The following is a 24,506-nucleotide window of genomic DNA, read 5'->3' as shown; positions in this document are numbered from 1 at the left end:
CCTATAGAATGCCAGTGACGAGGCGGTCGATGCGGGTGTCTTGCCGATAGACCGCGCGAACGGCGAAGGCGGCAATAACCCCAGTCAGCGCCCCGCCCAGAACGTCACTGGCGTAGCGGGTTCCGATATAGACGCGAGAGAAGGTCACGAGTGCCGCCGCCGCGAGGAAACCCAGCCCCACGCGCCGCATGCCATGCAGAAGGAACGCCGCCGCGATGGCAAAGGTCGCTGTCGCGTGATCAGAGGGGAATGATGGATCGGCGCTGGGGGCGATCAGGACATGAGTTGCGCCGCTGTCATAGGGCCGCATCCTGTGAACGAAGAGTAGGATAAGCTGATTAAGGGCGACACCAAGAAGGAACGAGAGTCCGGCCGCGACAAGCGCGTGGCGAGTGTGAGGCCTTTCGGCTTGCCGCCACCATTGTCCGGCGACCGCAAGCACCAGAAGGGGGACGCCGATGGAGGAAACCCAGATCATCAGAAAATCGACGACCGCACTGCGTTCCGCCAATCCATTGATTGCGTGCGTTACCGCGGCGTCGAGTTCAAACATGGGCGACTCCTAGGTTCGACCTCCAGTGTCGACGCATGTGCGGTACTCTGGGGCGATTGACGGGTAAGGGTTGGCAGGTGGGCGCCGCGGATATCAGACATCGGCCCGCTCTCTCAGCCGACCGCGAATGACAAACAATCCTGCGAGGGTCACCACGGTGAAGGCGGCTCCCGCCAGGAACGTGCCTTGCGGCCCTGCCAGATCCCAAAGAGCGCCGGCGACGATGCTTGCGACGAGCAACGCGACACCGGTCACGAGATTGAACATGCCGAAGGCGGTTCCACGCAACTCCGCTGGCGCGGTCTCGGCAATCAAGGTTGCCAGCAGGCCTTGCGTGAAGCCCATATGCAGGCCCCAGAGCACAACGCCGATCCCGACCCAGACAATGCCTGCCGCGAACGCGAGCACGAGATCGGCCAGTAGAAGAAGGACGAGGCCAACGGCCAGGAGAGCCAGGCGATTCACTCGATCGGACAGCACGCCAATCGGATAGGCCGACAGGGAATAGGCGAGACTCATGATCACTAGAACAACCGGGACCAATGCCAACGGCAGGCCGATCGATTGCGCGCGCAAAACGAGGAAGGCTTCGCTGAAGCGAGCGAGCGTGAAGATTGCCGCGATCCCCACAACCCACCAATAGGTCGCTCCCATCCGCTGCAGTTCGTCGCGATGCAACGGCATGCGGACACGGCGCTGCTCCTTCGGGCGCTCTGGTTCTTTCACGGCGACGAGGATCAGGCCAAAGGACAGGAATGCCGGAATGACGGCAATCCAGAACACCGCCTGAAAATGATCCGCCGTCAGCCACATCAAGCCGATAGCGAGAAGCGGGCCGACGAACGCGCCGACGGTGTCAAGCGACTGGCGCAGACCGAAGCTCGCGCCGCGCAGATGCGGCGGGGCGATGTCGGCGACAAGTGCATCGCGTGGCGCGCCGCGAATGCCCTTGCCGACACGATCGATGAATCGCGCCGCGATGAGCCATTCGATCGAATGCGCCAACGGAAAGATCGGCCTGGTGAGGGCCGCCAGGCCATAACCGAACGCGGCGAGGAATTTGCGCTTGCCGAGCCAGTCGCTGAACGCGCCGGAGAAGACCTTGGTGATCGAGGCAGTTGCTTCGGCAATGCCCTCGATGGTTCCGATGGTCAGAGCCGAAGTTCCGAGCACCGTCACCATGTAGATGGGCAACAGCGCGTGGATCATCTCCGACGAGATGTCCATCAGCATCGAAACGAAGCCGAGGACCCAAATGCCGACGGGAATCCCCTGCCGGACTCCGGAGCGATCCACTGCCGCGGCTGTCATCGCGCCTGTTCCGTCATCCTAGCTGCTCACCTCACCGATTTTCATCGTGAGCGTCGAAGACCCGTTGAGCGTAACTGTCGAGCAAAGCCTCGCAGGCCCGTAGCCGTTCGGCGGCTTCATCCGCGAGTGATGCACCGTAGAAATCGAGCTTCTTGATCTTCTCCAGCCAGCCCTGGAGCTTCTTCAGATCGGTGTCTTCCTCTTCAAGTTCGGCATAGGTGAACTTGTTGATCGAGATCTCCTTGGCGATCTCGATCTCAAAATCAGCGCACCGACCGAGAAACTCGCGGTACTGGTCGTCGCGATCCGCCTTGAAGCGGGCGACCACCTTGTCCTCTTGAGCGCGATCGAGGGCGATGGTCTCCAGGATGACGGATTCTCCACCCATCTCGGAAACGTCGTTCTCCAGCATTTTCAGCCGACGGACATGATCGTCAGTCTTCGGCAGCAGGCAGACGCCGTTCTGCAGGTAGATCGCACCCATACCCTTGAGCCGGCGCCACAGCGCGATACGCTTCGTCGCCGGTTCCGGGGGCACTTTGTACGTGAGCAAGAGCCAAGCTGTAGCGGTCATATAGCAGCAATAATGCAACGACCGTTACAAATCAATATAAACGGGCGGCATTGTTCATCACTACCGGGCAGAGAGGGCGTTCCCGAACAATTCGGCGCTGGCCTCAGCCAGCAAGCCGGCAATGGAAATCGTATTCGACGGATGCGGAATTGAGTCCGTGCTCACGATCCTTTCGGCACCGGCCGCCAACAGCTGCGCGTAGGCGTTTTGAGCGAACACGGGATGAATGACAATGCAGACTACGGGAGGCAGACCAAGCTGCCTCAGGTGATCCAGGGTTTCAAGCATGGTCCCTCCCGACGAGACGATGTCATCAACGATGATTGGGGTTCGGCTGCGAGCCGCATCGATCGAAGGAAGGCTCACCTCGACGTCGCGGTCACCTCGTCGGATTTTCGTCAAGATCTGAAAGGCAACACCAGCGCGGTGGGCGATCTCGGATACCCATTGGTCGCTTTCACTGTCGGGACCTATCAGGATGGCGTTGGGGATGTTGTCACGAATCCATTCTGCGATAAGGGAAGCCGTGGCCACCGCATGGGCCGGGATCCGAAACAGCTCGGAAAGCTTGGGATTCCTGTGCAAATGGGGATCTGCCGTCACCAGCCAATCGAAACTTTCCGCCAGGAAACGTGCGAACACTGGCGCGCTTACCGCTTCGCCGGGATTGAACCGCTTATCCTGGCGCATGTAGGCCAGATAAGGCGCTATGAGGCCAACGGAGCGAGCGCCGAACTCGCGCGCTGTCGCGGCGGCGAACCGCAGCGGCAGGGCAAGTGCATCGGGATTGCGCAAACTGGCAACGAGCGCGACATCAAAGCCGCGCAAATCCTGTTCGATCGCGACCAGGGATTCGCCATCCGGAAAGTGGCGCCAGTCCAGCCGGCCGGTTCGCGCGCCCAGCAAAGGGGCTATCGCGGCAGCCAGGGTTCGCTGCAACGGGAAAGGAAGCAGCATGCGGGTCATTGTCCGACCCCGATTTCGAATATGTCCGGATGAGCCGAAGCATATTCAAATGCGTATTCCAGCTCTCCTGGCGACCGGGCGTGGACTTCAAAAAGCGGCTCGCCGATCTTGATACCGTCGCCGATGCGAAGGCGGGAATCAATTCCAGCAATAGCGCTGCCGGGAGCGCCGGCAAGCTTGGCGACCTTTGCGAGCCGACGGTTGTCGATCTGACCTATCTGGCCGGTTCGGTTGGCGAAAACCGGACGGATGTGGGGAGCTATTCCTGGCTCGGTAAAGCCGCCCTGTGCCTCACAGATCGCCATAAACTTCCGGAGAGCGGCGCCGTTGTCGAGCAATGTGGATGCAATGGCCCGGCCTTTTCCTGGTTCCGCCCCGGGTGCGGCATCGAGCAAGGCGCCAGCAAGGTCGAGCGCACGGCCGCGGAGATCGCGGGGGGCCGCCGCGTCATTGCGCAGGACGCTCAGCACGTCGCGGGCTTCAAGGGCCGGGCCGATGCCGTATCCAACCGGTTGGAAGCCATCGGTGCGCAGCACCGACAGGTTAAGTCCGAGAGCCTGAGCTGTCGCCAGGAGCCTTGCCTCAAGCAACGCGGCGGCTGAGGAAGAACGCACCTTGGCAGTCGGTCCGATCGGAATGTCGATCAGCACGTGTGTCGAGCCGGCGGCGACCTTCTTCGAAAGCACACTTGCGACCAACTGTCCGTCGCTGTCGAAGTCGAGTGGACGCTCGATGCGGATCAGAATGTCGTCGGCTGGGCTGAGCCGGACTTTTCCGCCCCAGACTATGCAGCCTCCTTCGCGCTCGACCACCCGTCGCATGGCCTCGAGGTCCAGCGCCACCGGCGCCATGACCTCCATGGCGTCGGCGGTGCCCGCGGGAGATGTGATGGCACGTGAGGAAGTCTTGGGAATCCGGTAGCCGGCGGCGGCAACGATCGCGACGATAATCGGCGTGGTGCGATTTCCCGGAAGGCCGCCGACGCAATGCTTGTCCAACACCGCGCCGCTGCCCCAATCAATGCGCTCTCCGACCGCCAACATTGCCTTTGTGAGAGCAACCGTCTCTTCTTTGTCGAGCCGCTCGCCGGCGCAGGCCGTGACGAATGCCGTCAGTTCAATGTCCGACAGGCGGTTGCTGACGGTGTCGCGCATCAGGGCGAGGAAGTCCGTCTCCCCGAGCCGCTGGCCGAAGACCTTCGCCCGCAGCGCCGGTGCCGAAGCGGGCGGCTCTGGGTGACTGAATACGCCCCATGCTTCAGGGCCTGGCCAGAGCGCCGTCCAGGCGGACTCGGACAATGCAGCCACATCCAGTTCAAGGTGGTCATCGACAACGACGTTGAGTGTGGCGACCACCTCGCGGTCGCCGCTACGCGCCAGAACCCGGGTGAGTGCCGTAAAGCCCTCCGACCGGCAGACATGGCAGTCGCGATGCATGTAGACGACGGGTTGCTGATAGGTGTCGATACCCGCTCGGACGAGGCGCAACCGGCTGTGAGCGCTGTTCATGCCGGGTCCTCCAAGCTAATCTCTTCTAGATGCTCGGGGACACGGGCCTGCCACTGCAGTTCGCGATTGATGCGGCCACGCAGCGTATCCGCGGCGTCCGGTTCGCCGTGCGTGAGGTACGTCATCCTGGGTGCGCGGCGAGCATGCCGCATCCACTCAAGAATTTCGTCGGCGTCCGCATGACCGGAAAAGCTCTCAAGCTGAACGACTTCGGCACGGATTGGGATGTCGTGTCCAAACATCCGCAAGTGATCGGCGCCGGCTGCAAGAGCCGCACCTCGCGTGCCTCCAGCCTGATAACCGGAAAGCAGAATCGCATTGCGCGCATCTGATCCGAACGCCTGAAGATGGTGCAGCACCCGTCCTCCCGTGAGCATACCACTTGCCGATATGATTATCATGGGCCCGCGCCTGTGGTTCAGGGCTTTGGATTCTTCGACAGAACGCACCAGTGTCGCGATCGAGTACATGGCCCGGCATTCATCGACGCTGACGTGATGCTCGTCATGGAAACGGTGGTAGATTTCCGTGGCGTCGACAGCCATCGGGCTGTTGAGGAAGACGGGCATGGTTGGGATCTCGCCACGCTGACTTAGGCGAGCAATGTGCAGCATGATGCCTTGGGCGCGGCCGACGGCGAACGCCGGGATGACGATCACACCGCCTCGCGCTGCGACACGCCGGATCACCGGAGCGAGTTCCGCCTGGGCATCAAGTCGCGGATGTCTGCGGTTGCCATAGGTGGACTCGCACACGAGTATGTCGGCTTCAAGCAGCGGTTGGGGTGGCCGCATCAGTGGGTCTTGCGGGCGCCCGAGATCGCCGCTGAAATGCAGAGTCATGCCGGCCAATTTCAAGCTTATCTGCGCGGCGCCAAGAAGATGCCCAGCGTGGATGAAACGGGCTCGAACGCCGGGCCGGACTTCGAATTCGCTATCGAAATCCCGAGTCTCGATATGTTCCAGCGAAGCCCTCGCATCTTCGAGAGTGTAGAGCGGCGCAGGGTTGGCATGCTTGGAATAGCCTCGCTCCTTCGCGTACCTTGCCTCTTCTTCCTGAAGGTGGCCGCTGTCGGGCAGTAGCAGTGAACACAACTCGGCGGTGGCGGGAGTGCATATGATTTTGCCGCGAAAGCCATCGCGCACCAACGCGGGAATATAGCCCGAATGGTCGAGATGCGCATGAGTGAGCAACACCGTGCCGATGGTTTCGGGCGGCACCGGGAATGCCGCGCGATTGCGATCACGCAGCTGCTTGTAGCCCTGAAAAAGACCGCAGTCGATGAGGACGCGGTGACCATCCGTTTCAAGCAGGTACCGCGATCCGGTAACTGTTCCTGCGGCCCCGAGAAATTGAAGCGACGGTGAGGAATGTGATTTCACGTAGCTCTCCAAATAGCGGGCAAAAGTCCGAGAATGCTCATTCGGCAATACCACTCCCGTAAACGGCGCGAGGCCCAGCCGTCTCAAGCACCGGCCGCGGTGGCGTGAAGCGGCTGGTTGATCGACCTCCAGGAAGAGCAGTCCCGTTACCTACAGCAGTGGCCAGAACCAGGGCGGCCGCGAGAGGCAGCGGGACGACTTGCGCAGAGGAGGAACCCGCGCTGCCGAAGTCAAAACCTCTCCAGCAGCGAGGCCGCCATTCAAGATCCGCCCGACATAAAGCACGGGCAAACTCGGCACGAGCGCCAAAGCCGCCAAGGTGACGGCAAAGCCGATCAGACCGATGACAAGGATGGGCCTGCGTCCGATCAAATCCGACAACCGCCCCAGATCTCATAGCCGCACGCAACGACCAAGGCCGAAGCCGGAAGTGCGCCCAGGAACCACCGCGATGCGGGCAGGGGGCCTTTCGTGGATACGCTCATGCCGGGGCGCCAGTCGGATGCTCGTGAGCAACACCTTCGGTCATCGACCCGGCGGGCCGGATGCCCGCGAGCCTGGTTCGCTTCAGCAGCAGGGCGTTGACGGCCACGAGAGCCGAACTGCCCGACATTGCCAGCGCTGCAATCTCGGGGCTCAGCAGGAATGGGTAGAATACGCCTGCCGCGATCGGGAAGGCGATGAGATTGTAGCCGACCGCCCACCACAGGTTCTGGTGCATCTTGCGTAGCGTGGCGCGCGAGAGCGTCATCGCACCGACCACGTCGTAGGGATCGCTCTTCATCAGCACGATGTCGGCGCTTTCAATGGCGACGTCGGTGCCCGCACCGATCGCAAATCCGACGTCGGCTTGCGTCAGGGCTGGCGCGTCGTTGACGCCGTCGCCAACCATGCCGACCTTCAGGCCTTGGCCTTGCAGTTCCTTGATTTTCTCGGCCTTCTGCCCTGGCAAGACATCGGCCAGGACGATGTCGATGCCGAGTTCGTCGGCGATGCGCTTGGCGGTGCCGGCATTGTCGCCCGTGAGCATGGCCACGCGAACACCCTGGTCGTGCAGTTTGGCGATCGTTGCGATGGCTGTCGGGCGCGGCGTATCGGCGATAGCGATCAGCCCGAGCAGCTTGCCAGAGCGTGCCACATGGATGACGGTGCGGCCTTCGCCCTTGAGCGTTTCGGCCTTGTCACCGAGCGCCAGAAGATCGATCTTCTGCTCGTCCATGAGGCGCCGGTTGCCAAGGAAAACCGGCGCTCCGGCGATCGCGGCTGTGGCGCCTTCGCCTTCGATATTCAGAAAGTCCGACACTTTGGGAAGCTTCAGGTCTTTGGCTCGCTCGACGATGGCGACGGCGAGCGGATGGTCCGAGCCCTGATCCACGGCGGCCGCGACTTGTAGGACCTCGTCGGGGGAAACGCCGGCAGCGGAGACGATTTCGACGACCTTGGGTTGCCCCATCGTGAGCGTGCCGGTCTTGTCGAAGACGATCACGTTGAGCTTGGTCGCCTCCTCGAGAGCGGCGGCATTCTTGAACAGGATCCCGTTTGAAGCGCCAAGGCCGGTGCCGACCATGACAGCCATCGGCGTAGCGAGGCCGAGCGCATCGGGACAAGCGATGACGAAGACGGTTATGGTCAAGGTCATCGCGAACAGCAGAGGCTGGCCGAGCCACCAGAACCAGACGGCGAAGGTCGCAAGCCCGATGAGGATCGCGGCAAGCACCAGCCATTGCGAAGCGCGATCGGCGAGCAGTTGGGCCGGCGCCTTCGAGTTCTGGGCCTCCTGGACGAGCTTGACGATCTGGGCAAGCGCAGTGTCGGCACCCACCTTGGTAGAGCGGTAGCGCAGCGAGCCGCTCTTGTTGATCGTCGCCCCGATGACCTTGTCGCCGACCTTCTTGGTCACCGGCATCGACTCGCCGGTCAGCATCGATTCATCGATCGTCGACGTGCCTTCGATCACCTCGCCGTCGACGGGTAGCTTGTTGCCGGGCCGCAGGACCACAATGTCGCCGAGCACGACGTCGGCGGTTGCAACCTCGACCTCCTTGCCATCGCGGAAAACGGAGGCCCTGGGCGGTGCTAGGTTGAGCAGGGCCCTGATCGCGGCCGACGCCCCCGCACGGGCGCGCATCTCCAGCCAATGGCCGAGCAGGATGAACACGAGCAGCACGCTCGCCGCCTCGTAGAATTGCTGCCCCTCGAAGAAGAAGGTCGCGCCAACGCTGAACAGGTAGCCGGTGCCAACGCTCAGCACCACCAGCACGGCCATGTTGAGGACGCCGTTGCGCAAGGCCCGCCAGGCGGCGACCAGGAATGGCCAGACCGGGTAGAGGATCGCGGCGCTGGCGAGGAAAAACATTGCAAGGTCTTCACTCAGTCCGAAAGGCGGGCGCAGCCACGGCTCGCCCAGGCCCATCGGCTCCATGGCGAAAATCGGCAGCGTGAAAACCAGGCTGACGAGGAAACGATTGCGCATGTCCTTGACCATGCCCTGCATGTCCATGCCGGCGCCGTGTCCCATCTCATGGGCCATGGCGTCGTGCGGCGCCTTGGCTGCAGCCGTGCTCTTGCCCGCCGGAGCCGGCTCGATCATGGCGGCGTGCCCCCCATGATCGTGCCCCCTATGATCGTGCTGGGCGTAATCGTGCCCGGAGGTCGCGCGCGGATGCCCCGGCGGTATCGTCGTGCTGTCGGGAATGCACACATGCCGCGGCACGACCTCGCCACGGCAATGGAAGCCGCAGGCCTCAATTTCGCTGGCGAGGATCTCCGGGCTCGTCCGCCCCTCGTCGAATTCGACGCTCGCGGTTGTCGACCCCGCGTTCATCGCGACACCGGCGACACCCGGCAAAGCCGCGAGATGCATTTCGACCGCTGCGAAATCCATTATGCCGACAAGGCCGCGCACTTCCAGATTGACCTTTTTCATCAACGGTCTCCTATGCTTCCTGCTGCATTGCCATCGTTGTTATGCAGGCCCCGGATCGTTGCGGCCCGCGGAATATCCTAAACCCGATAGGCAAAGGTCGACATCATGCCGGTCGCCATGTGGTAGAGATGGTGACAGTGGAACGCCCATTTTCCGGGATTGACGGCGTCGACAGCGATCGTCACGGAGCGATTAGGGGGCAGCAGGACCGTATCCCTCACCGCTCCCGCAAAGCGCTGTCCATCAATCGCGACCACCTGGAAATGATGGCCGTGCAGGTGCATTGGATGGGCCATCATGCTGGTGTTGCGCAGCGTCACTTCCACCCGGTCGCCCGGATCGACGACGAGCGGTGGGTTGGTCTGCAAGCCCCAGCGGTAGGCGGCCATGTCGCCCGTTAGCGCCATGTCGAACGTCTTGTCGGCAGGGCGCGATGCAAGTGGCGCGATTGCCCGAAGTTGTGCCTCGAGCGCCAGGTCGAGAACTGGAGCGTCGGCATCCGCCGCCGTCCCGAGCTTGGCCACCGCTGCGCCGGCCGGACGCAGGACAATTCCGGTGCGTTCCTTGCTTCCCTCGCGCAGCGCCAGGATCGGAAAGGAGGAGCTGACGTCGCGCGGCAACTGCAGGCGCACGTCGATGCGCTGCCCCATTGTCATCGGAAACCGCCGACCCCTGACCGGTTCGACAGGCTGACCGTCGACCGCAATCAGTTCGCCTTCAAGCGCGCCAAAGTCGATCGTGAACGCCGTCGCCGTGGCGCCGTTGATGATCCGCACCCGCACACGTCCACCCCGTTCGACCGGGACGATCTCGGGGTCGTTCAGGGACCGGTCGTTGGCCAGATAGGCGTCATAGTCGATATCGTTGATATCGGTCGCCATGCCGCCATTTTTCGTCCCTGCCATGGCGTCGGTCTTCGCTCCCGACATATCCATCCCGCCCATCGGCATGGAGCCGCCGGTGTTCTTGCTCTGCAACCCGGCCAGCAGCTCTTCCGGCGACGAGAACGAGAAATCGTGGAGCAGGATGACAACCTCCTGCTCGTCCTTTGCGTCATCGGCGGGATCGGCGACAATGAGCGGAGCGGCGAGCAGCAATTGCTCCTGCAAGGTATGCGCGTGCATCCAGAAAGTGCCGGGCCCGCCGACCGGAAAATCGAAACTGCGATCGGCTCTAGCGCCGATGAGCGGCAGTGGCGCGTCGGCGACGCCGTCGCTCGGCCACGGCGGCGTCAACCCGTGCCAGTGTATGATCGTTGGCTCGGCTGTCTCGTTTCGAAGCAGCACGTTGAAGGCTTCGCCCGCCCGCAAGCGCAGGCCAGGCGCGCCGTCGGCCCTTCGCAGGCCGAAGACGCTGGCAGCTTTGCCGTTCACCTCGATAGTGCGGCGTGAGATGCCAAGCGGCTGGGCGCCTGACTGACCGGCGAAAGCCGGCCTGAACGAGAACGCTGGCGCCGCAAGACCTGCCGCACCGGCTAACGCACCTTTCAAGAAATCTCGGCGCTTCATCATCATCTCCTTCGGTTTGAACTCTCGGTCTCGAAACATTCGGCCCGGGTTAGGGTGTAACAAACGCACGTTCGCGGCTTGCCGCGCGTTGGAAGCCAATCGTGACCAAGCCGGTCTTCGAAATTTCCGCCCGATCCGGCCTCGACCTCCGGCTCTGGTTGGGCAGGTCGGGCGTACGGACATGCGGTGCGCGTTGGGGTCATTGGCTGCTTCTCTTCGTTAGAGATTGTCGTTGCTCGGGCACGGCGGTCGATGCGGAGGCTTCGAAGCCGTACGCGACGAAGCTCAGGGCCCAGACCAGCGCGCAGGCAAACAGGGGCCACCTGAAATCGGAGCCAATCGTGAAATTGACCACTGACATCAGTCCGATGGATGACGCTCCTCCGACCAGAGCGCCTGCCAGCGCGATTGGGTGGCGCGCGCGGAACGCGGTGAGTGCTAGCGCAATCAGGAGAACGCCGGTGGCGAATGCATAGCCACCGAGCACCCTGAAGACGTATGTGAGCCACATAGCAAGACGCGGACCGATGGCTTCGAGCTCGGCGGCCGACAGGCGCATATAGCGGATATCCTCGGGCAGCAGTGGCGGCCGGAGAACGATGAAATACAGTCCGATCCCGGCGATGATCATTCCCGCCAGGGCAAGAATTGCAGACGACATCGTCCATGGATTGGCTGCAGCTTTCACAAGCGGTTCCTCGCCTTGCCCTACCGGCTACCGGTTGCGACAACATTGTAGATCGAGGCGTACACGACACCCGCCACGAGGCCGACGACACCAATGCCGAGAACGCCGTAGACAATCCGGCCAGGGCTCATCGGCGCCGTCGATTTGACCGCGCTGAGGTCGAGCCCATGCGTGAAGGCTCCGAAGAAATCGAGCGTTGCGTCCGGCCAGATGGCGAAGGCCAGAGCACAGAGCATGCTCATCAGGGCCAGCGTCACGCCAAGCGCAATGCCGACGGACAGAACGCTGAGTTTGTTCATGGCTTCCTCCTGTCATTTCGCGTGTTGCTTGAGCCATTCCTGCATTGCGGCGATCTCGGCCTGCTGAGCCGTGATGATCTGATTGGCCCAGCCCTTGACCTGATCATCCTTGCCAAATTGCAGGACCGCACGGGCCATGTCGATGGCTCCTTGATGGTGCGGGATCATCGCCTGGACGAAAGCGACATCGGGATCGCCGGCCTGGATGCCCTGCATCATCGGCCCGTCCATTCGCTTCATGGCCTCCATGTAATTCCTGGACGCCTCCGGCATGTTGTCAGTGTTCATCGGCATGCCGTTCGCCATGCCGCCTTGCATTCCGCCGCCCTGTCCGCCTTGCATCATGCCGCCGCTCTGCGTCGTGCCGCCTTGCATCATCTGCTGCATCATCGGCATCATCTGCTGCATCATGGGAGCCATTTTCTCCATCATGGGCATCATTTTCTGCATCATTGACATCATCGTTGTGCACTGCTCGGGCAAATTACCGGGCATCGCCTCCGCGGCGGGGGCCGCTGTCGTGGATTGTGGTACGTCAGCCGCCGGATGGTGCGGATCCGTCTGGGCAAGGGCCGCGCTCGACAGGGTTGTGAATGCGGCAAGCGTGATCAATCGAAGATGGGCTTTCATGACTGTTTCCTTATCGTTGATGTGAAACGGATAGGCGAAATCTGGAATTGGGTGCGCAGGGCAGCGGGAGCGCCGGTACCGGTTTGGTTTTGGTGGATCGCTCGCGCGCTGTCGGGCCTTGAAGGGCGCCGCAGGGTTCAACAGTCCCAAGGACAGCGACGGCGCGATATCAGGCGAAGATCTGGGGAGGTCGCAGGAGGGCCTCTGGATCGACGCCCGTTGCCAAGAACGCCTTGCCTGCCATGAACCGGACGGCATCCGGCGCGTCATGGAGAACCCTGCATTCGCCGGTGGCGGAAATGCTTGCGGCACAACAGCCCGATCCGGTCGAGTGCACGCAATCCAGGCAGCCATCACATGGGGGGCGATGGTTGTCCCGGTCTGCGGACGCGACGTGACCCATCACCTTGTGTGAGGCGCTCGTCGAGCGCGTTGCAACGTTAGCAGTAACGTCAGCACCCATTCCAAGAGCCTGCTCGGCAAAACCAGCAATAGCCCCGCCCGCGATCAGCAGGATCACGGCGAGCAGTAATCGAAGCTGAGCCATCGCGATTTTCATAGATTCAGTATAGCCCAGTTGCGCGTCGCCACTTTGACGCAAATCAATGCCGCGAGCCGGTGGAACTTCTTAAGTGGCCAAGTCTCATCGGACGCGGATCAAAGGCCTTTGCCGATAACGTTGGGTGACCTAAGCAGGAGTTGAGGCAAATGCCGGTAGTGCCGCGTTCCACCGAGGGTACCGTCAGGATAGAATTCGGCGCCAAGACCTTATCGCCTGTCTCCACGACCACGGGCATCTGGGTGCTCATATGAGCCCCTCGCACTGGGTCCCGTCGATAGGCTGATCGGGTCTCGGCCAGGTTTACTGGCAGGAAACCGCAGCCGCCGGCAGCGAGGAGATACTGACATGCTAACAGTCCCCGGCGTGGCGGAAATCACCCCGTCCTTATCGGCGCGGCTCAACCGCAAATGCTTCTGCATCACGCTCGACCGAGCGGAGCTTCGGGCGGCACTGGATCACGAAGCCGGCGACGCTGGTTTCTGCGAAGCTTTCATGGCGTCGCGGCCGCATTTGTTTTCCAATGTGCCGGTCTTCCTCGCCGCGTCCGCCCTCGACGAGATGCAGAGAATCGTCGTCGCCATCGAGGCGACAGCAAAGTTGCCAGCTTACCGCGAAACGGTCCTCTCCTGGGCTCCCGAAATCGCGCAAAGGGATTTTGGACCCGTCGGCGCTCTGATGGGCTACGACTTCCATCTCGACGATCAGGATCCCAAGCTGATCGAGGTCAACACCAACGCCGGCGGGGCTTTCCTCAATGCCTTATTGGCCAGAGCACAGAAGGCCTGCTGCTCCGAAGTCGATCAGGCGTTGATCGGCGCCAGGGACGATCACTTCGAAACCAGTGTCATTGCGATGTTCGAGAATGAATGGCGCCGTCAGCGCGGAGCCGGCTCGCCGCGAACGATTGCGATCGTCGATGATCAGCCTAGGGAGCAGTATCTCTATCCTGAATTCGTGCTGGCCCGGCAGCTATTTCTGAAGCACGGCGTGGAGGCGATGATCGGGGACGCGAGTGAGCTGAAATATGATGGCGGCAGGCTTCGGCTCGGCGGACAGCAGATCGACCTCGTTTACAATCGCCTGGTGGATTTCACACTTGACCGCCCGGAACATGCCGCGCTCAGAGCGGCTTATCAGGACGGCGCCGTGGTGCTCACTCCCAATCCGCACAACCACGCGCTCCTTGCCAGCAAGCGCAATCTGACCTTGCTGTCCGATCCGGCGGCGCTGGAAGCATTCGGCCTTCCTCCGGACATGCGCTCGCGGCTCGCCGGCATTCCGCGGACTACGCTGGTCACGCCCGACAATTCGGATGCCGCCTGGCAGTCCCGCAAGGACATGTTCTTCAAACCGCTCTCGGGCCACGGCAGCAAAGCGGTCTATCGAGGCGACAAGGTGACGAAAGGGATGTGGGCCGAGATCGCCCGTGGTGGCTATGTCGCCCAGGCATTTGCCGCACCCGGGCAGCGTATGATCGAGATCGATGGTGCACTCTCACCGCGCAAAATGGACGTGCGGCTTTATACATATGATGGCAAGGTGCTGCTCGCGGCCGCGCGCCTCTACCAGGGCCAGACCACAAATTTCCGCACACCCGGCGGCGGTTTTGCTCCTGTCCTGGTCATATGAACATGCAAGAATCATCGGTGCTGACGATCAATGGCGGCTCGTCGAGCATCAAGTTCGCATTATTCGCGGTGGCGGACGCTCCGATCCGCCAACTGCGCGGCAAAATAGATCGTCTCGGCGAGCGCGATGCCACAATAACCTTGACAGATTTAGCCAGTGGCGAAAATCAGATCCGCTCGGTTGGCGCGTTGGATCACAGGTCTGCAACGGGCTACCTGCTTGACTGGCTCGAGGAGCGCGTCGGATTGGCCTCGCTGAAGGCGGTAGGTCATCGTATTGTCAATGGCGGCGCGCGCTACAAGGAACCGCAACCGATCACAAGCGAACTGATGGACGAATTGCGGCGGATAAGCGCCTACGCGCCGGAGCATCTGCCATCCGAGATCGCAATGATCGAGCTGTTCAGCGGCCGCGCTCCGACCTTGCTGCAGGCCGCATGCTTCGACACCGCGTTTCACCAACACATGCCGCGCGTCGCGAAAATCCTGCCAATCCCGCGGCGTTACGAGGCGTTGGGAGTTGAGCGGCTCGGATTCCACGGTCTTTCCTATGCATTCCTCGTCGAGGAACTGACGCGTGTCGCTGGCGTAGAGGCGGCCTCTAGCCGCGTGATCATGGCCCACCTCGGCAATGGCGCCAGTCTGTCGGCGGTGCGCGGCGGCAAATGCATCGACACAACCATGGGATTCACCCCTGCGGCCGGCGTGCCGATGGGCACACGGTCGGGCGATCTCGATCCGGGCCTGGTCTTGTTCTTCGCCCAAGCCGAAGGCCTGAGCGCCGAACGATTTCATCGCATGGTCAATCACGAGGCGGGATTGCTTGGCGTTTCCGAAACGAGCTCTGATCTGCGCGACCTCCTGGATCGCGAAACCCGTGATGTCAGGGCATCCGAAGCCGTTGATCTGTTCTGCTACCAGGTCAAGAAGAGCATCGGGTCATTTGCCACCGCGCTCGGCGGGCTCGATACGCTGGTCTTCACAGGTGGCATTGGCGAGAATTCGTCTGCCATACGTGCACGCATTTGCGCCGATCTCGATTTCCTCGGCGTCCAACTCGACGCGACGCGGAACGATGGCAGCGAGCCGGTCATCTCAACCGACTCTGGCTGCGTCTGCGTTCGCGTTATCGCCACCGATGAAGAAATGATGATCGCCAAAGCGGTCAGTGGCATTTTGGACCGCACTCACTCAAAGGAATAGACGCATGAACGAGCCACTCTCGCCGGAACTCCTCCGGAAGATGCACGCCTACTGGCGGGCAGCTAACTTTCTTTCCGTCGGCCAGATCTACCTGCGCGACAATCCATTGCTAAAGGAGCCGCTGCTCTTGGAGCACGTGAAGCCGCGGCTGCTTGGGCATTGGGGCACGACCCCGGGGCTGAACTTTATCTATGTCCATCTCAACCGGATCATAAAGCAGTTCGACCTCGACATGATTTATGTCGCCGGACCGGGGCACGGCGGCCCGGGCGTGGTGGCCAATACCTATCTCGAAGGTACTTACAGCGAATTCTATCCGGCAATTTCCCAGGACGAAGACGGCCTGAAGAAGCTTTTCACCCAGTTTTCCTTTCCTGGTGGCATTTCGAGCCATGTCGCGGCTGAAACGCCGGGTTCGATCAACGAGGGTGGTGAACTCGGCTATTCGCTGATGCACGCCTACGGTGCCGCTTTCGACAACCCGGACCTTCTGGTCGCCTGCGTGGTGGGCGACGGTGAAGCCGAAACCGGCGCCTTGGCCACGAGCTGGCACTCAAACAAGTTTCTCAATCCGGCGCGCGACGGCGCAGTACTGCCGATCCTGCACCTCAACGGTTACAAGATCGCGAGTCCGACAATCCTCGCTAGGATTGGTCACGAGGAACTCGAGGCGCTGTTTCGCGGCTACGGATACAAGCCATACTTCGTCGAAGGCGATGATCCGCAGACGCTGCATCAGCTCATGGCCGGAACGCTAGATCAGGTCGTCGGGGAAATCCGGCAGATCCAATCCGACGCCCGGGCCAACGGGTTCACCAGCAGGCCCGCTTGGCCGATGATCGTGCTTCGGACGCCCAAAGGATGGACAGGACCCAAGGAGGTCGATGGCAAGAAGACCGAAGGGTCATGGCGCTCACACCAGGTTCCGCTGGCCAATCTTGCTGGCGATCCCAGCCATCTCGCGGTACTGGAGACTTGGATGCGGAGCTATCGGCCGAAAGAACTGTTCGATGAAACGGGCAGGCTTGTTACTGAGTTGAGGGAACTGGCGCCCAAAGGTGCTCGCCGGATGGGAGCGAATCCGCACGCCAATGGCGGATTGCTTTTGCGCGAACTGGAGCTGCCCGATTTCCGCGATTATGCCGTCGATGTGCCTGCTCCGGGCACGGTTGTCGGTCAAGCCACCCGAATTGCAGGCACCTTTCTGCGGGACGTGATGAAGCTCAATATGGCTGGGCACAACTTCCGCGTCTTCGGTCCGGATGAAACCGAATCGAACCGTCTCTCCGCGCTGTTCGAAGTCACCGACCGGGCTTTCGCTGGCGAGCTCATCGAGGACGACACCCAAATCGCGCCGGACGGCCGCGTGATGGAAGTCCTGAGCGAGCATCTTTGCCAAGGCTGGCTGGAGGGATACCTGCTCACCGGCCGCCACGGATTTTTTTCCTGTTATGAGGCCTTTATCCACATTGTCGACTCGATGTTCAACCAACATGCTAAATGGTTGAAGGTCTCGCGCAAGGTCGCTTGGCGGCGCCCGATCGCATCGTTGACCTATCTGCTTACCTCTCACGTTTGGCAGCAGGATCACAATGGATTCAGCCATCAGGATCCCGGTTTTATCGACCATGTCGCTAACAAGAAAGCCGATATTATCCGGGTCTATCTGCCGGCCGATGCCAATACGCTGCTCTCGGTCACAGATCATTGCTTGCGTAGCCGCAACTATATCAACGTGATCGTTGCGGGAAAGGCGCCAGAGCTACAGTGGTTGGATATCGACGCCGCAGCAGCTCATTGTGCGGTCGGCGCAAGCATATGGGAATGGGCCACCAGTGATGGCGAGCCCGACGTGGTGATGGCTTGCGCCGGGGATGTACCAACGCTCGAGACCTTGGCCGCGGTCGACTTGCTTCGGCAGCATGTCCCGGATCTAAAAATCCGCGTCATCAACGTTGTTGACCTGATGGCATTGCAGTCTCCAAACCAACACCCCCATGGTTTGAGCGACGGTGCTTTCGACGAGATGTTCACCAGGGACAAGCCCGTGATCTTTGCCTATCACGGCTATCCGACACTGATCCATCGGCTGACCTATAGGCGCACCAACCATCAGAATTTTCACGTCCACGGCTATAAGGAAGAGGGCACCACCACTACGCCGTTCGATATGGCGGTTCTCAACGAGATCGACAGGTTTCATCTGGCCATGGATGCCGTTGATCGGGCGTCGCGCCTGGGCTCACGTGCGGAGCAGTTTGGCCAAGAGATCCGCGACAAGCTCGCCGATCATGCCCGCTACATCAGGCAACATGGTGAAGACATGCCCGAAATCCAGAATTGGAAATGGAGTGCCTAGCGAGGCTCCTATCAGACGATCTGGCTGACGGTCGTTACCTTCTCGGACCCAACCAAGGCAGTTAGGACTAATGACAATTTCAGCATCGTGATCGTCGCGTCGCGGGCCGATGCGTCCCTGCTCTCCACCGACGATCTCTGGCGACGCGGCGACGTGCTGGCGGCGTCGCTGGTCCAGCTCGCCGAAGCCGACGCTTTTCTGCCGGATCTGAACCTTGCCCGCCATCAACGCGCTGCGGGACGAACCTTTCCCTGTTTGTGGCCTGCCCTCGTCATGTGGCGCAGCAGCCGCAATATGCCCCAACTGTTCGTTTAAGGAGACGGACACGATTGAAGGAGCGCCACGATGCAATGCCAGTTATTGACAATGAGCAAATACACCGCCGTTTTTAGCGGTTTTGTCTTTATGGTTGGTGTCGGAGCGGCCCGCGCGGACGTGAAGCTCGATATCACCTATTCGACTTATCAGTTGCGAGGCCTTAGCCGGCAAGCGATACATGAAGACTTGCACCGGGTGGCCAAGCGGGACAGCGACGGTATCATTGAAGGCGAAGTGTCAGATGATTGGCACTGGAATTTCCAGTTTGAAGCGGCGGAGAACTCCTGCCGGGTCAGCTCGGACGAAATCGTTCTCAAACTCAACATTTTACTTCCGACCTGGGCCGACGAAGAGCGCGCCGACCAAGCCGTGCGCACGGCTTGGGCTAGTTACTTTCAGGAGCTGAAGGCCCATGAATATGGTCACAAAACGATTGCCGTTGATGCGGCAGAACAGGTTAGCAAGCTGACCCATGGCGCGACGGCACCTGGCTCATGTACAGCTCTGGAGCAATCCCTAAATCGCGCTGCCAAACAGATTGTCGAGAAATCAGAAAAGGCGCAGGATCAGCTTGAGGCCACCCTCCCGTCATATACACTCGAATGAATCGACGTTCGATTTCCGAGGACGGATCGTCCAATAGGGAAAGATATTTGCGGGCATCTTGGCGGCCTTCGGGACACCCACATCGATGTGGTTCTTGGCTGCTGGAGCCTTTGCTTGCAATTTTTCGCTTTTGTGCGTCTATCTCAAATCTCGATACAAATCGGTCTGGCTACAAGGGATACGCACATGGCTACTGGCACCGTGAAGTGGTTCAACAGCACCAAGGGCTTTGGATTCATTCAGCCCGACAACGGCGGTCAAGATGTGTTTGTTCATATTTCCGCAGTCGAACGCGCGGGCCTCTCGACCCTGGTTGATGGCCAGAAGATCAACTATGAGGTCGAGCAGGACCGCCGTACCGGTAAATCTTCTGCTGGCAATCTCAGCAAAGCAGGCTGATTTCTGTCCGGGCAGGAGCCAGAGCCGCGCAACCGAGCGTCGGCAGCTGGGTTTGGTCGACATGATTGGGTTCCTTCGTTCCGCTAGATCGCTTGACTGTCTGAGGCGGCGATACATCGTGCTGGCCTAAAGCGGCTTCTATGTGATGTAAGCTCACAGACGAAAGGTCTGGATGCAGGACGCGACGGCGCAACCGCTTCTGGCGCTACGCGTGGCCAGCTTCTTTTGTCCGGCGCAACAGTGATAGTCGTCATGCGGGGCTGAATCAGATCGCGAGACCATGAGCATCCATACGCTGACCGCACCCGTTCAGGATCAACCGAAGCGCATCATCGCCATCGACATCGTGCGCGGCTTCGCGTTCGTCACCATGGCGAGCTACCATTTCGCCTGGGATCTGGAGTTCTTCGGATATACCGATCCCGGCCTGACCGCCTATGGTTGGTGGAGGATCTACGCCCGCTGCATCGCTTCGACCTTCCTGGTACTGGTCGGCGTCAGCCTGTACCTTGCCCATGGCAGGCAGATCCGCTGGAACGGCTTCTGGAAGCGGTTCGCCATGGTTGCCGGAGCCGCGATCGCCATTTCGGTCGTCACCCGCGTCGCCATGCCGGACGGCTTCATCTTCTTTGGCATATTGCATGAGATCGCGCTGGCCAGCCTGCTGGGTCTCGCCTTCCTGCGCCTTCCGGCGGTGCTGACGCTTGCCGTTGCCGCGTTTCTCATCGCGGCACCCGTTTACCTGCGGTTGGAGGCCTTCGATCATCCCTGGCTATGGTGGGTCGGCCTTTCCGCCATCAATCCGCGTTCCAACGACTATGTGCCGCTGTTCCCGTGGTTCGGCGCGGTGCTGTCGGGGATCGCGACGGCGAAGTTTGCCTCCACCTCCGGTATACGGGCGCGCCTGGCAAGCCTCGCACCCGGCCGATGGGCCAACCCGCTGGTCTTCATCAGCCGCCACAGCCTGGCCTTTTACCTGATCCACCAGCCGCTGCTGATCGGCTGCGTCTGGCTGTTTTCTCAATTGATGCCGGCCAAGGTTGAAACCCCACAGGTTAACTTCCTGAAAACCTGCCAGCTATCGTGCGAACAGTCGCGCGACAGCAAGTTCTGCTCCAGCTATTGTGCCTGCATGCTCGATACGCTGGAGGGCGAAGCCTCGCTTGATCGGCTCTACAACAACAACGATCAGACTGCGGAATGGAGGGCGCATCTGGGTGATCTCGTCGGCATGTGCACCGCCAGCACCGACATCAAGATGGAGAAAGGGGTCAAATGACCGAAGCCAACTGCCCCTCATACGCAGGTCCGCGCCTTGCCCTGCATGGCGGATGAGACGCTGGTCCTAGGCGGGCGAAAGAGCCGGGTAAGGTGGGCTCACCGCTGCACGACGTCGTCATCCTCGTTGGAACGCAGCGTCTGCGTCGTGGCCCCCATATATTCAGTGCGTCGGATGTCTCCTCCCATTCGTCCGGCGCGTTTCCCTCTGGAGGTTCCGACCTTCATTCTTGGCCGGACTTTCATAGTCCGGCCTTTCTGTTGGCAAACGAGAGCGTGACCAAATGGGACTGGTGTGACGCGGTCGTGCATTCGGCGATTTGCAGGCGCTGCGTCATCAGCCCATGCTTCAGCTTGCGTGCGACCAGCCAGACATTGGCAGGGTAGGCGAGCGCAAAGCCGGCAATGACGCCGATCGACATCACGCCCCAGAACAAAAGCTCAGTCGGCTCCATCCCGCGCCTGTCGCGACCCATCATCAGGAAGCTCATGACGGGGGCCATGCCGGCCATCATGAAATTCATGGAGATGAACTCGGGCAGAAGCTTTTGCGAACGTTTTCCCAATAGGTGCCGCCCATCATCGATTTCATGAACAGCGACTGGAATATGAACAGTCCGAAGGCGACGCCCGCGAGATATTCAACGATGAGATCGAGCCACATCGGCAGGCCTAGCGTCGCCGTGATGACGGCGGCGAGGATGATGCCGGTCGCGTCCCCGGCGACGCAATGGATTGTCGAGCCGACGCCCTGCCGGCGGCTCTTCCTACTAAGCCTCAATGGACTTTAGTGTATGAACGCGGCCGACGCGGTTTTGATCCGCGCCGGCCGCGCGCGAGACGATTAGGGAGCCAACTTTTCGTTGTCGTAACCAGCCGACCTGATGACGTCGCGGATTGACGTTTCGTCCGCCTTGGTTTCGACAGCGACCGTCGATGACCCGAGGTCGACTGCCACGCGAGCTGTCGGATCGACGCTCTTTACCGCCTTTTCGATCGTGCTGGCGCAATGGCCGCAGCTCATGTCCGGAACCTTCAGTTTCAACATCACTGCTTTCCTTTCTTGCTGATGCGAGTCATATGGGGCTTCCCATCGTTGGAAGGTCAAGAGCTTTTTTCTGGGCCGGTTAGATCGTCGTAGCCCACGGCGACGTAATGATCGAATTTTGCCTCTTGACCTTCCAATTATGGGAACCTTTATATAGTGTGGCTGCTACCGAATGGAGTTGCAGACCGTGAACGCCGTTACCCCCCACACACCAGCCGACCCCGTTTCAGCTCTTGGTTCCACAATTCAGATCGGCATCGAGGGCATGACGTGTGCCTCGTGCGTGCGGCGCGTCGAAAAAGCAATTGCCTCCGCGCCGGGCGTCGCCAGGGCATCGGTCAATCTGGCGACCCAACGTGCCGAGGTGACTTTCTCCGGCAAGCCGGAGCTTGCTCCCGTTCTCGCGGCAGTATCGGCGGTGGGATACGAAGCGCGCGCGGATACGATTGAACTCGCCATCGAAGGCATGACCTGCGCCTCCTGCGTCGCGCGTATCGAAAAGGCACTCAAGAAAGTGCCGGGCGTGGCGGAGGCGAATGTTAACCTGGCAACGGAGCGCGCCACCGTCCGGATCGTCACGGGTGCCGCCGAGGCTGATGCACTTGAAAAGGCGGTGGCGGCCGCCGGCTACGGAGCGCGTCAGATCCTGCCGGATGCAGGCGAGGACCGCGAGCGGGATGGGCGCGAAACCGAAATCCGCGTGCTCGGCCGTTCGCTCGCTTTGGCGGCGCTTCTGACGCTGCCCGTCTTCACGCTCGAAATGGGCTCCCATCTCGTGCCAGCGTTCCATCACTGGGTGATGATGACGCTTGGCGATTGGAACTGGCGCCTGCAATTCGTCCTGACCACGATTGTTCTGTTTGGCCCCGGTCTGCGTTTCTTCAGGAAGGGAATGCCGGCGCTGCTCAGGGGCGCACCAGACATGAACGCGCTGGTCGCGCTTGGGTCGGGTGCTGCCTGGGCCTACTCGATCGTCGCGACTTTCCTTCCCGGTGTTCTGCCGGCAGGCACAGCCAACGTCTATTATGAAGCAGCGGCCGTGATCGTGACGCTGATCCTGCTCGGACGCACCCTCGAAGCGCGGGCCAAGGGCCGGACCAGCGAGGCGATCAAGAAACTCGTCGGACTGCAGCCCAAGACGGCGCGCGTCGTCAAGAACGGCATCACGGTAGACGTGCCGCTCGCCGAAGTGCGGGTCGGTGACATGGTCATGGTTCGGCCGGGTGAAAAGATCGCGGTCGATGGCGAGATCGTCGGAGGATCATCCTTTGTCGACGAGTCCATGATGACTGGCGAACCGCTGCCCGTCGCCAAGGGTCTTGGCGCGGAAGTGGTCGGCGGCACCATCAACAGTACCGGGAGTTTTTCCTTCCGTGCCACCAAGGTCGGCTCGGCCACGCTGCTCGCCCAGATCATCAGGATGGTCGAAGCCGCTCAAGGCTCCAAGCTGCCGATCCAGGCGCTCGTCGACAAGGTGACGGCGTGGTTCGTGCCGGCGGTCATTGCTGCGGCCTTGCTCACGTTCGGGGCCTGGCTTTTCCTCGGGCCGGAGCCGGCGCTGTCCTTCGCGCTCGTCAACGCCGTTGCCGTGCTTATCATTGCCTGCCCGTGCGCCATGGGCCTCGCCACGCCGACCTCGATTATGGTCGGCACGGGGCGGGCGGCCGAAATGGGTGTGCTCTTCCGCAAGGGCGAGGCGCTGCAGACACTGCGTGATGCTACGGTCATTGCTCTCGACAAGACGGGAACGCTCACCGAGGGCCGCCCCGAACTGACCGATTTCGTCGTGACTGACGGTTTTGTCGAAGCCGACGTGCTCCGGCTCGTCGGCTCGGTGGAGGCTCGTTCCGAGCATCCAGTCGCCGAGGCGATCGTTCGGGCCGCGGAGCGGCGCGGTCTTGTGCTTGCCGATATCAAGGACTTCGAGGCCGTCCCCGGTTTTGGCGTCAGTGCTGCCGTCGAAGGCCGCAAGCTTGAAATTGGCGCTGATCGCCTGATGACACGGCTCGGCCTGGACATCTCGATGTTTGCTTCGGCGGCAGCACGGCTCGGCGACGAGGGCAAGACCCCGCTTTATGCGGCCATCGATGGCAGGCTTGCTGCAATCATCGCGGTCGCTGATCCGATCAAGGCATCGACGCCGGCGGCCATCGCTGCCCTGCATGCGCTCGGTCTCAAAGTGGCCATGGTGACCGGCGACAACCGGCGCACGGCTGAGGCGATCGGGCGGCGGATCGGCATCGACGAAATCGTGGCAGAGGTGCTGCCGGACGGTAAGGTCGACGCCGTCAAGCGGCTTGGCCAGCACGGTGCTCGCGTCGCCTTCGTCGGCGACGGCATCAACGACGCGCCCGCGCTTGCCGCGGCCGATGTCGGCATCGCCATCGGCACTGGCACGGACATCGCCATAGAAAGCGCCGACGTCGTCCTGATGTCTGGCGATCTGCGCGGCGTGGCGAATGCGATCGCGCTCTCCAAGGCCACGATCCGCAACATCGGCCAGAATCTGTTCTGGGCCTTCGCCTACAACATCGCGCTCATACCCGTCGCCGCCGGGGTGCTGTACCCGTTCTCCGGCACGCTTCTGTCGCCGATGCTCGCGGCGGGCGCCATGGCGCTGTCCAGCGTCTTCGTCCTGACCAATGCCTTGCGCGTCAGGCGCTTCCAGCCGCCGATCGACGGCAGGCCGCGCGCCGACCAGTTCTCCGGGCCGGTCCCGGTCATATGAAGGGGCTAGTTCAGATGTGTCTTATCCCCGGA

Annotated in this window: 22 protein-coding genes and 1 pseudogene; 8 read left to right on the top strand and 15 right to left on the bottom strand. The window is 61.3% G+C overall.

From position 1 onward, the window contains the following. Window position 1: 1 nt before the first annotated feature. From OOJ09_RS27455 to OOJ09_RS27395, 13 genes are all read right to left on the bottom strand, one after another. Window positions 2-553 (bottom strand): phosphatase PAP2 family protein, encoded by a 552-nt coding sequence (locus OOJ09_RS27455; protein WP_269908197.1) that lies wholly within the window; start codon window positions 551-553, stop codon window positions 2-4. A gap of 93 nt (window positions 554-646) precedes the next feature. Then, the gene (locus OOJ09_RS27450; RefSeq protein ID WP_269908196.1) at window positions 647-1,864 is read right to left on the bottom strand and encodes an MFS transporter; all 1,218 of its coding nucleotides are present in this window, start codon (window positions 1,862-1,864) and stop codon (window positions 647-649) included. Window positions 1,865-1,895: 31 nt separating this feature from the next. Further along, entirely contained in the window at window positions 1,896-2,438 is a 543-nt protein-coding gene (locus OOJ09_RS27445; RefSeq protein WP_269908228.1) for a Chromate resistance protein ChrB, read from the bottom strand. Between the two features lie 60 nt (window positions 2,439-2,498). Next, window positions 2,499-3,404, bottom strand: coding sequence for a ribose-phosphate diphosphokinase (locus tag OOJ09_RS27440; protein WP_269908195.1), 906 nt, complete (start codon window positions 3,402-3,404; stop codon window positions 2,499-2,501). Beyond that, a complete protein-coding gene (locus tag OOJ09_RS27435; protein ID WP_269908194.1) occupies window positions 3,401-4,912 on the bottom strand; it encodes a thymidine phosphorylase family protein in 1,512 nt (503 codons plus the stop codon). Before OOJ09_RS27435 ends, OOJ09_RS27440 begins: the two co-directional genes overlap by 4 nt. Next, window positions 4,909-6,294 (bottom strand): MBL fold metallo-hydrolase RNA specificity domain-containing protein, encoded by a 1,386-nt coding sequence (locus OOJ09_RS27430; RefSeq protein WP_269908193.1) that lies wholly within the window; start codon window positions 6,292-6,294, stop codon window positions 4,909-4,911. Before OOJ09_RS27430 ends, OOJ09_RS27435 begins: the two co-directional genes overlap by 4 nt. Before the next feature lie 150 nt (window positions 6,295-6,444). Next, complete coding sequence (locus tag OOJ09_RS27425) at window positions 6,445-6,666, bottom strand: hypothetical protein (protein WP_269908227.1); 222 nt, start codon at window positions 6,664-6,666, stop codon at window positions 6,445-6,447. A gap of 109 nt (window positions 6,667-6,775) precedes the next feature. Next, the gene (locus OOJ09_RS27420; RefSeq protein WP_269908192.1) at window positions 6,776-9,220 is read right to left on the bottom strand and encodes a heavy metal translocating P-type ATPase; all 2,445 of its coding nucleotides are present in this window, start codon (window positions 9,218-9,220) and stop codon (window positions 6,776-6,778) included. Window positions 9,221-9,297: 77 nt separating this feature from the next. Further along, on the bottom strand, window positions 9,298-10,728 hold the full coding sequence (locus OOJ09_RS27415) for a multicopper oxidase family protein (protein ID WP_269908191.1): 1,431 nt from the start codon (window positions 10,726-10,728) through the stop codon (window positions 9,298-9,300). A gap of 199 nt (window positions 10,729-10,927) precedes the next feature. Next, window positions 10,928-11,416, bottom strand: coding sequence for a hypothetical protein (locus tag OOJ09_RS27410; RefSeq protein WP_269908190.1), 489 nt, complete (start codon window positions 11,414-11,416; stop codon window positions 10,928-10,930). Window positions 11,417-11,436: 20 nt separating this feature from the next. After that, on the bottom strand, window positions 11,437-11,715 hold the full coding sequence (locus tag OOJ09_RS27405; protein WP_269908189.1) for a DUF5676 family membrane protein: 279 nt from the start codon (window positions 11,713-11,715) through the stop codon (window positions 11,437-11,439). A gap of 12 nt (window positions 11,716-11,727) precedes the next feature. Next, entirely contained in the window at window positions 11,728-12,345 is a 618-nt protein-coding gene (locus tag OOJ09_RS27400; RefSeq protein WP_269908188.1) for a DUF305 domain-containing protein, read from the bottom strand. 169 nt (window positions 12,346-12,514) lie between these two features. Beyond that, window positions 12,515-12,904 (bottom strand): hypothetical protein, encoded by a 390-nt coding sequence (locus OOJ09_RS27395; protein ID WP_269908187.1) that lies wholly within the window; start codon window positions 12,902-12,904, stop codon window positions 12,515-12,517. Window positions 12,905-13,270: 366 nt separating this feature from the next. On the opposite strand from OOJ09_RS27395, the gene OOJ09_RS27390 reads away from it, so the two are divergent. From OOJ09_RS27390 to OOJ09_RS27360, 7 genes are all read left to right on the top strand, one after another. Continuing rightward, window positions 13,271-14,536 (top strand): hypothetical protein, encoded by a 1,266-nt coding sequence (locus OOJ09_RS27390; protein WP_333474492.1) that lies wholly within the window; start codon window positions 13,271-13,273, stop codon window positions 14,534-14,536. After that, the gene (locus OOJ09_RS27385) at window positions 14,533-15,738 is read left to right on the top strand and encodes an acetate/propionate family kinase (protein WP_333474491.1); all 1,206 of its coding nucleotides are present in this window, start codon (window positions 14,533-14,535) and stop codon (window positions 15,736-15,738) included. The genes OOJ09_RS27390 and OOJ09_RS27385 overlap by 4 nt, the downstream gene beginning before the upstream one ends. Window positions 15,739-15,742: 4 nt before the next feature. Next, a complete protein-coding gene (locus OOJ09_RS27380) occupies window positions 15,743-18,097 on the top strand; it encodes a phosphoketolase (protein ID WP_269908184.1) in 2,355 nt (784 codons plus the stop codon). A gap of 87 nt (window positions 18,098-18,184) precedes the next feature. Further along, window positions 18,185-18,412 carry a hypothetical protein gene (locus OOJ09_RS27375; RefSeq protein WP_269908183.1) on the top strand — a complete coding sequence of 76 codons (228 nt, stop codon included), beginning with the start codon at window positions 18,185-18,187 and terminating at the stop codon, window positions 18,410-18,412. A 51-nt stretch (window positions 18,413-18,463) separates the two neighbouring features. Beyond that, window positions 18,464-19,021 carry a DUF922 domain-containing protein gene (locus OOJ09_RS27370; RefSeq protein WP_269908182.1) on the top strand — a complete coding sequence of 186 codons (558 nt, stop codon included), beginning with the start codon at window positions 18,464-18,466 and terminating at the stop codon, window positions 19,019-19,021. A gap of 186 nt (window positions 19,022-19,207) precedes the next feature. Continuing rightward, window positions 19,208-19,420: a cold-shock protein gene (locus OOJ09_RS27365; RefSeq protein ID WP_269908181.1), complete on the top strand. Its 213-nt coding sequence runs from the start codon at window positions 19,208-19,210 to the stop codon at window positions 19,418-19,420. A gap of 280 nt (window positions 19,421-19,700) precedes the next feature. Next, window positions 19,701-20,699 (top strand): heparan-alpha-glucosaminide N-acetyltransferase, encoded by a 999-nt coding sequence (locus tag OOJ09_RS27360; RefSeq protein WP_269908180.1) that lies wholly within the window; start codon window positions 19,701-19,703, stop codon window positions 20,697-20,699. A 325-nt stretch (window positions 20,700-21,024) separates the two neighbouring features. On the opposite strand, the pseudogene OOJ09_RS27355 reads toward OOJ09_RS27360, so the two are convergent. Both OOJ09_RS27355 and OOJ09_RS27350 read right to left on the bottom strand, forming a co-directional pair. Continuing rightward, a pseudogene (locus OOJ09_RS27355) lies at window positions 21,025-21,479 on the bottom strand (DUF4396 domain-containing protein); the annotation flags it as partial. Between the two features lie 63 nt (window positions 21,480-21,542). Beyond that, window positions 21,543-21,746: a heavy-metal-associated domain-containing protein gene (locus OOJ09_RS27350; protein WP_269908179.1), complete on the bottom strand. Its 204-nt coding sequence runs from the start codon at window positions 21,744-21,746 to the stop codon at window positions 21,543-21,545. Between the two features lie 265 nt (window positions 21,747-22,011). Here OOJ09_RS27350 and OOJ09_RS27345 point away from each other — a divergent pair, with 265 nt between their 5' ends. Next, window positions 22,012-24,474 carry a heavy metal translocating P-type ATPase gene (locus OOJ09_RS27345; protein WP_420107556.1) on the top strand — a complete coding sequence of 821 codons (2,463 nt, stop codon included), beginning with the start codon at window positions 22,012-22,014 and terminating at the stop codon, window positions 24,472-24,474. The last annotated feature ends 32 nt before the right edge of the window (window positions 24,475-24,506 follow it).

It is taken from the genome of Mesorhizobium qingshengii (assembly GCF_027563465.1).
GTDB classification, from domain to species: Bacteria; Pseudomonadota; Alphaproteobacteria; order Rhizobiales; family Rhizobiaceae; genus Mesorhizobium; species Mesorhizobium qingshengii_A.
Note: the sequence above shows the minus strand (reverse complement) of the source record. Positions and strands in the feature narration are given on the sequence as shown.

Coding starts and splice junctions, on each gene's coding strand:
- OOJ09_RS27455 (WP_269908197.1), bottom strand. CDS start 553: ATGTTTGAACTCGACGCCGCGGTAACGCACGCAATCAATGGATTGGCG.
- OOJ09_RS27450 (WP_269908196.1), bottom strand. CDS start 1,864: ATGACAGCCGCGGCAGTGGATCGCTCCGGAGTCCGGCAGGGGATTCCC.
- OOJ09_RS27445 (WP_269908228.1), bottom strand. CDS start 2,438: ATGACCGCTACAGCTTGGCTCTTGCTCACGTACAAAGTGCCCCCGGAA.
- OOJ09_RS27440 (WP_269908195.1), bottom strand. CDS start 3,404: ATGACCCGCATGCTGCTTCCTTTCCCGTTGCAGCGAACCCTGGCTGCC.
- OOJ09_RS27435 (WP_269908194.1), bottom strand. CDS start 4,912: ATGAACAGCGCTCACAGCCGGTTGCGCCTCGTCCGAGCGGGTATCGAC.
- OOJ09_RS27420 (WP_269908192.1), bottom strand. CDS start 9,220: ATGAAAAAGGTCAATCTGGAAGTGCGCGGCCTTGTCGGCATAATGGAT.
- OOJ09_RS27415 (WP_269908191.1), bottom strand. CDS start 10,728: ATGAAGCGCCGAGATTTCTTGAAAGGTGCGTTAGCCGGTGCGGCAGGT.
- OOJ09_RS27405 (WP_269908189.1), bottom strand. CDS start 11,715: ATGAACAAACTCAGCGTTCTGTCCGTCGGCATTGCGCTTGGCGTGACG.
- OOJ09_RS27400 (WP_269908188.1), bottom strand. CDS start 12,345: ATGAAAGCCCATCTTCGATTGATCACGCTTGCCGCATTCACAACCCTG.
- OOJ09_RS27395 (WP_269908187.1), bottom strand. CDS start 12,904: ATGAAAATCGCGATGGCTCAGCTTCGATTACTGCTCGCCGTGATCCTG.
- OOJ09_RS27385 (WP_333474491.1), top strand. CDS start 14,533: ATGAACATGCAAGAATCATCGGTGCTGACGATCAATGGCGGCTCGTCG.
- OOJ09_RS27380 (WP_269908184.1), top strand. CDS start 15,743: ATGAACGAGCCACTCTCGCCGGAACTCCTCCGGAAGATGCACGCCTAC.
- OOJ09_RS27370 (WP_269908182.1), top strand. CDS start 18,464: ATGAGCAAATACACCGCCGTTTTTAGCGGTTTTGTCTTTATGGTTGGT.
- OOJ09_RS27365 (WP_269908181.1), top strand. CDS start 19,208: ATGGCTACTGGCACCGTGAAGTGGTTCAACAGCACCAAGGGCTTTGGA.
- OOJ09_RS27360 (WP_269908180.1), top strand. CDS start 19,701: ATGAGCATCCATACGCTGACCGCACCCGTTCAGGATCAACCGAAGCGC.
- OOJ09_RS27350 (WP_269908179.1), bottom strand. CDS start 21,746: ATGTTGAAACTGAAGGTTCCGGACATGAGCTGCGGCCATTGCGCCAGC.
- OOJ09_RS27345 (WP_420107556.1), top strand. CDS start 22,012: ATGACGTGTGCCTCGTGCGTGCGGCGCGTCGAAAAAGCAATTGCCTCC.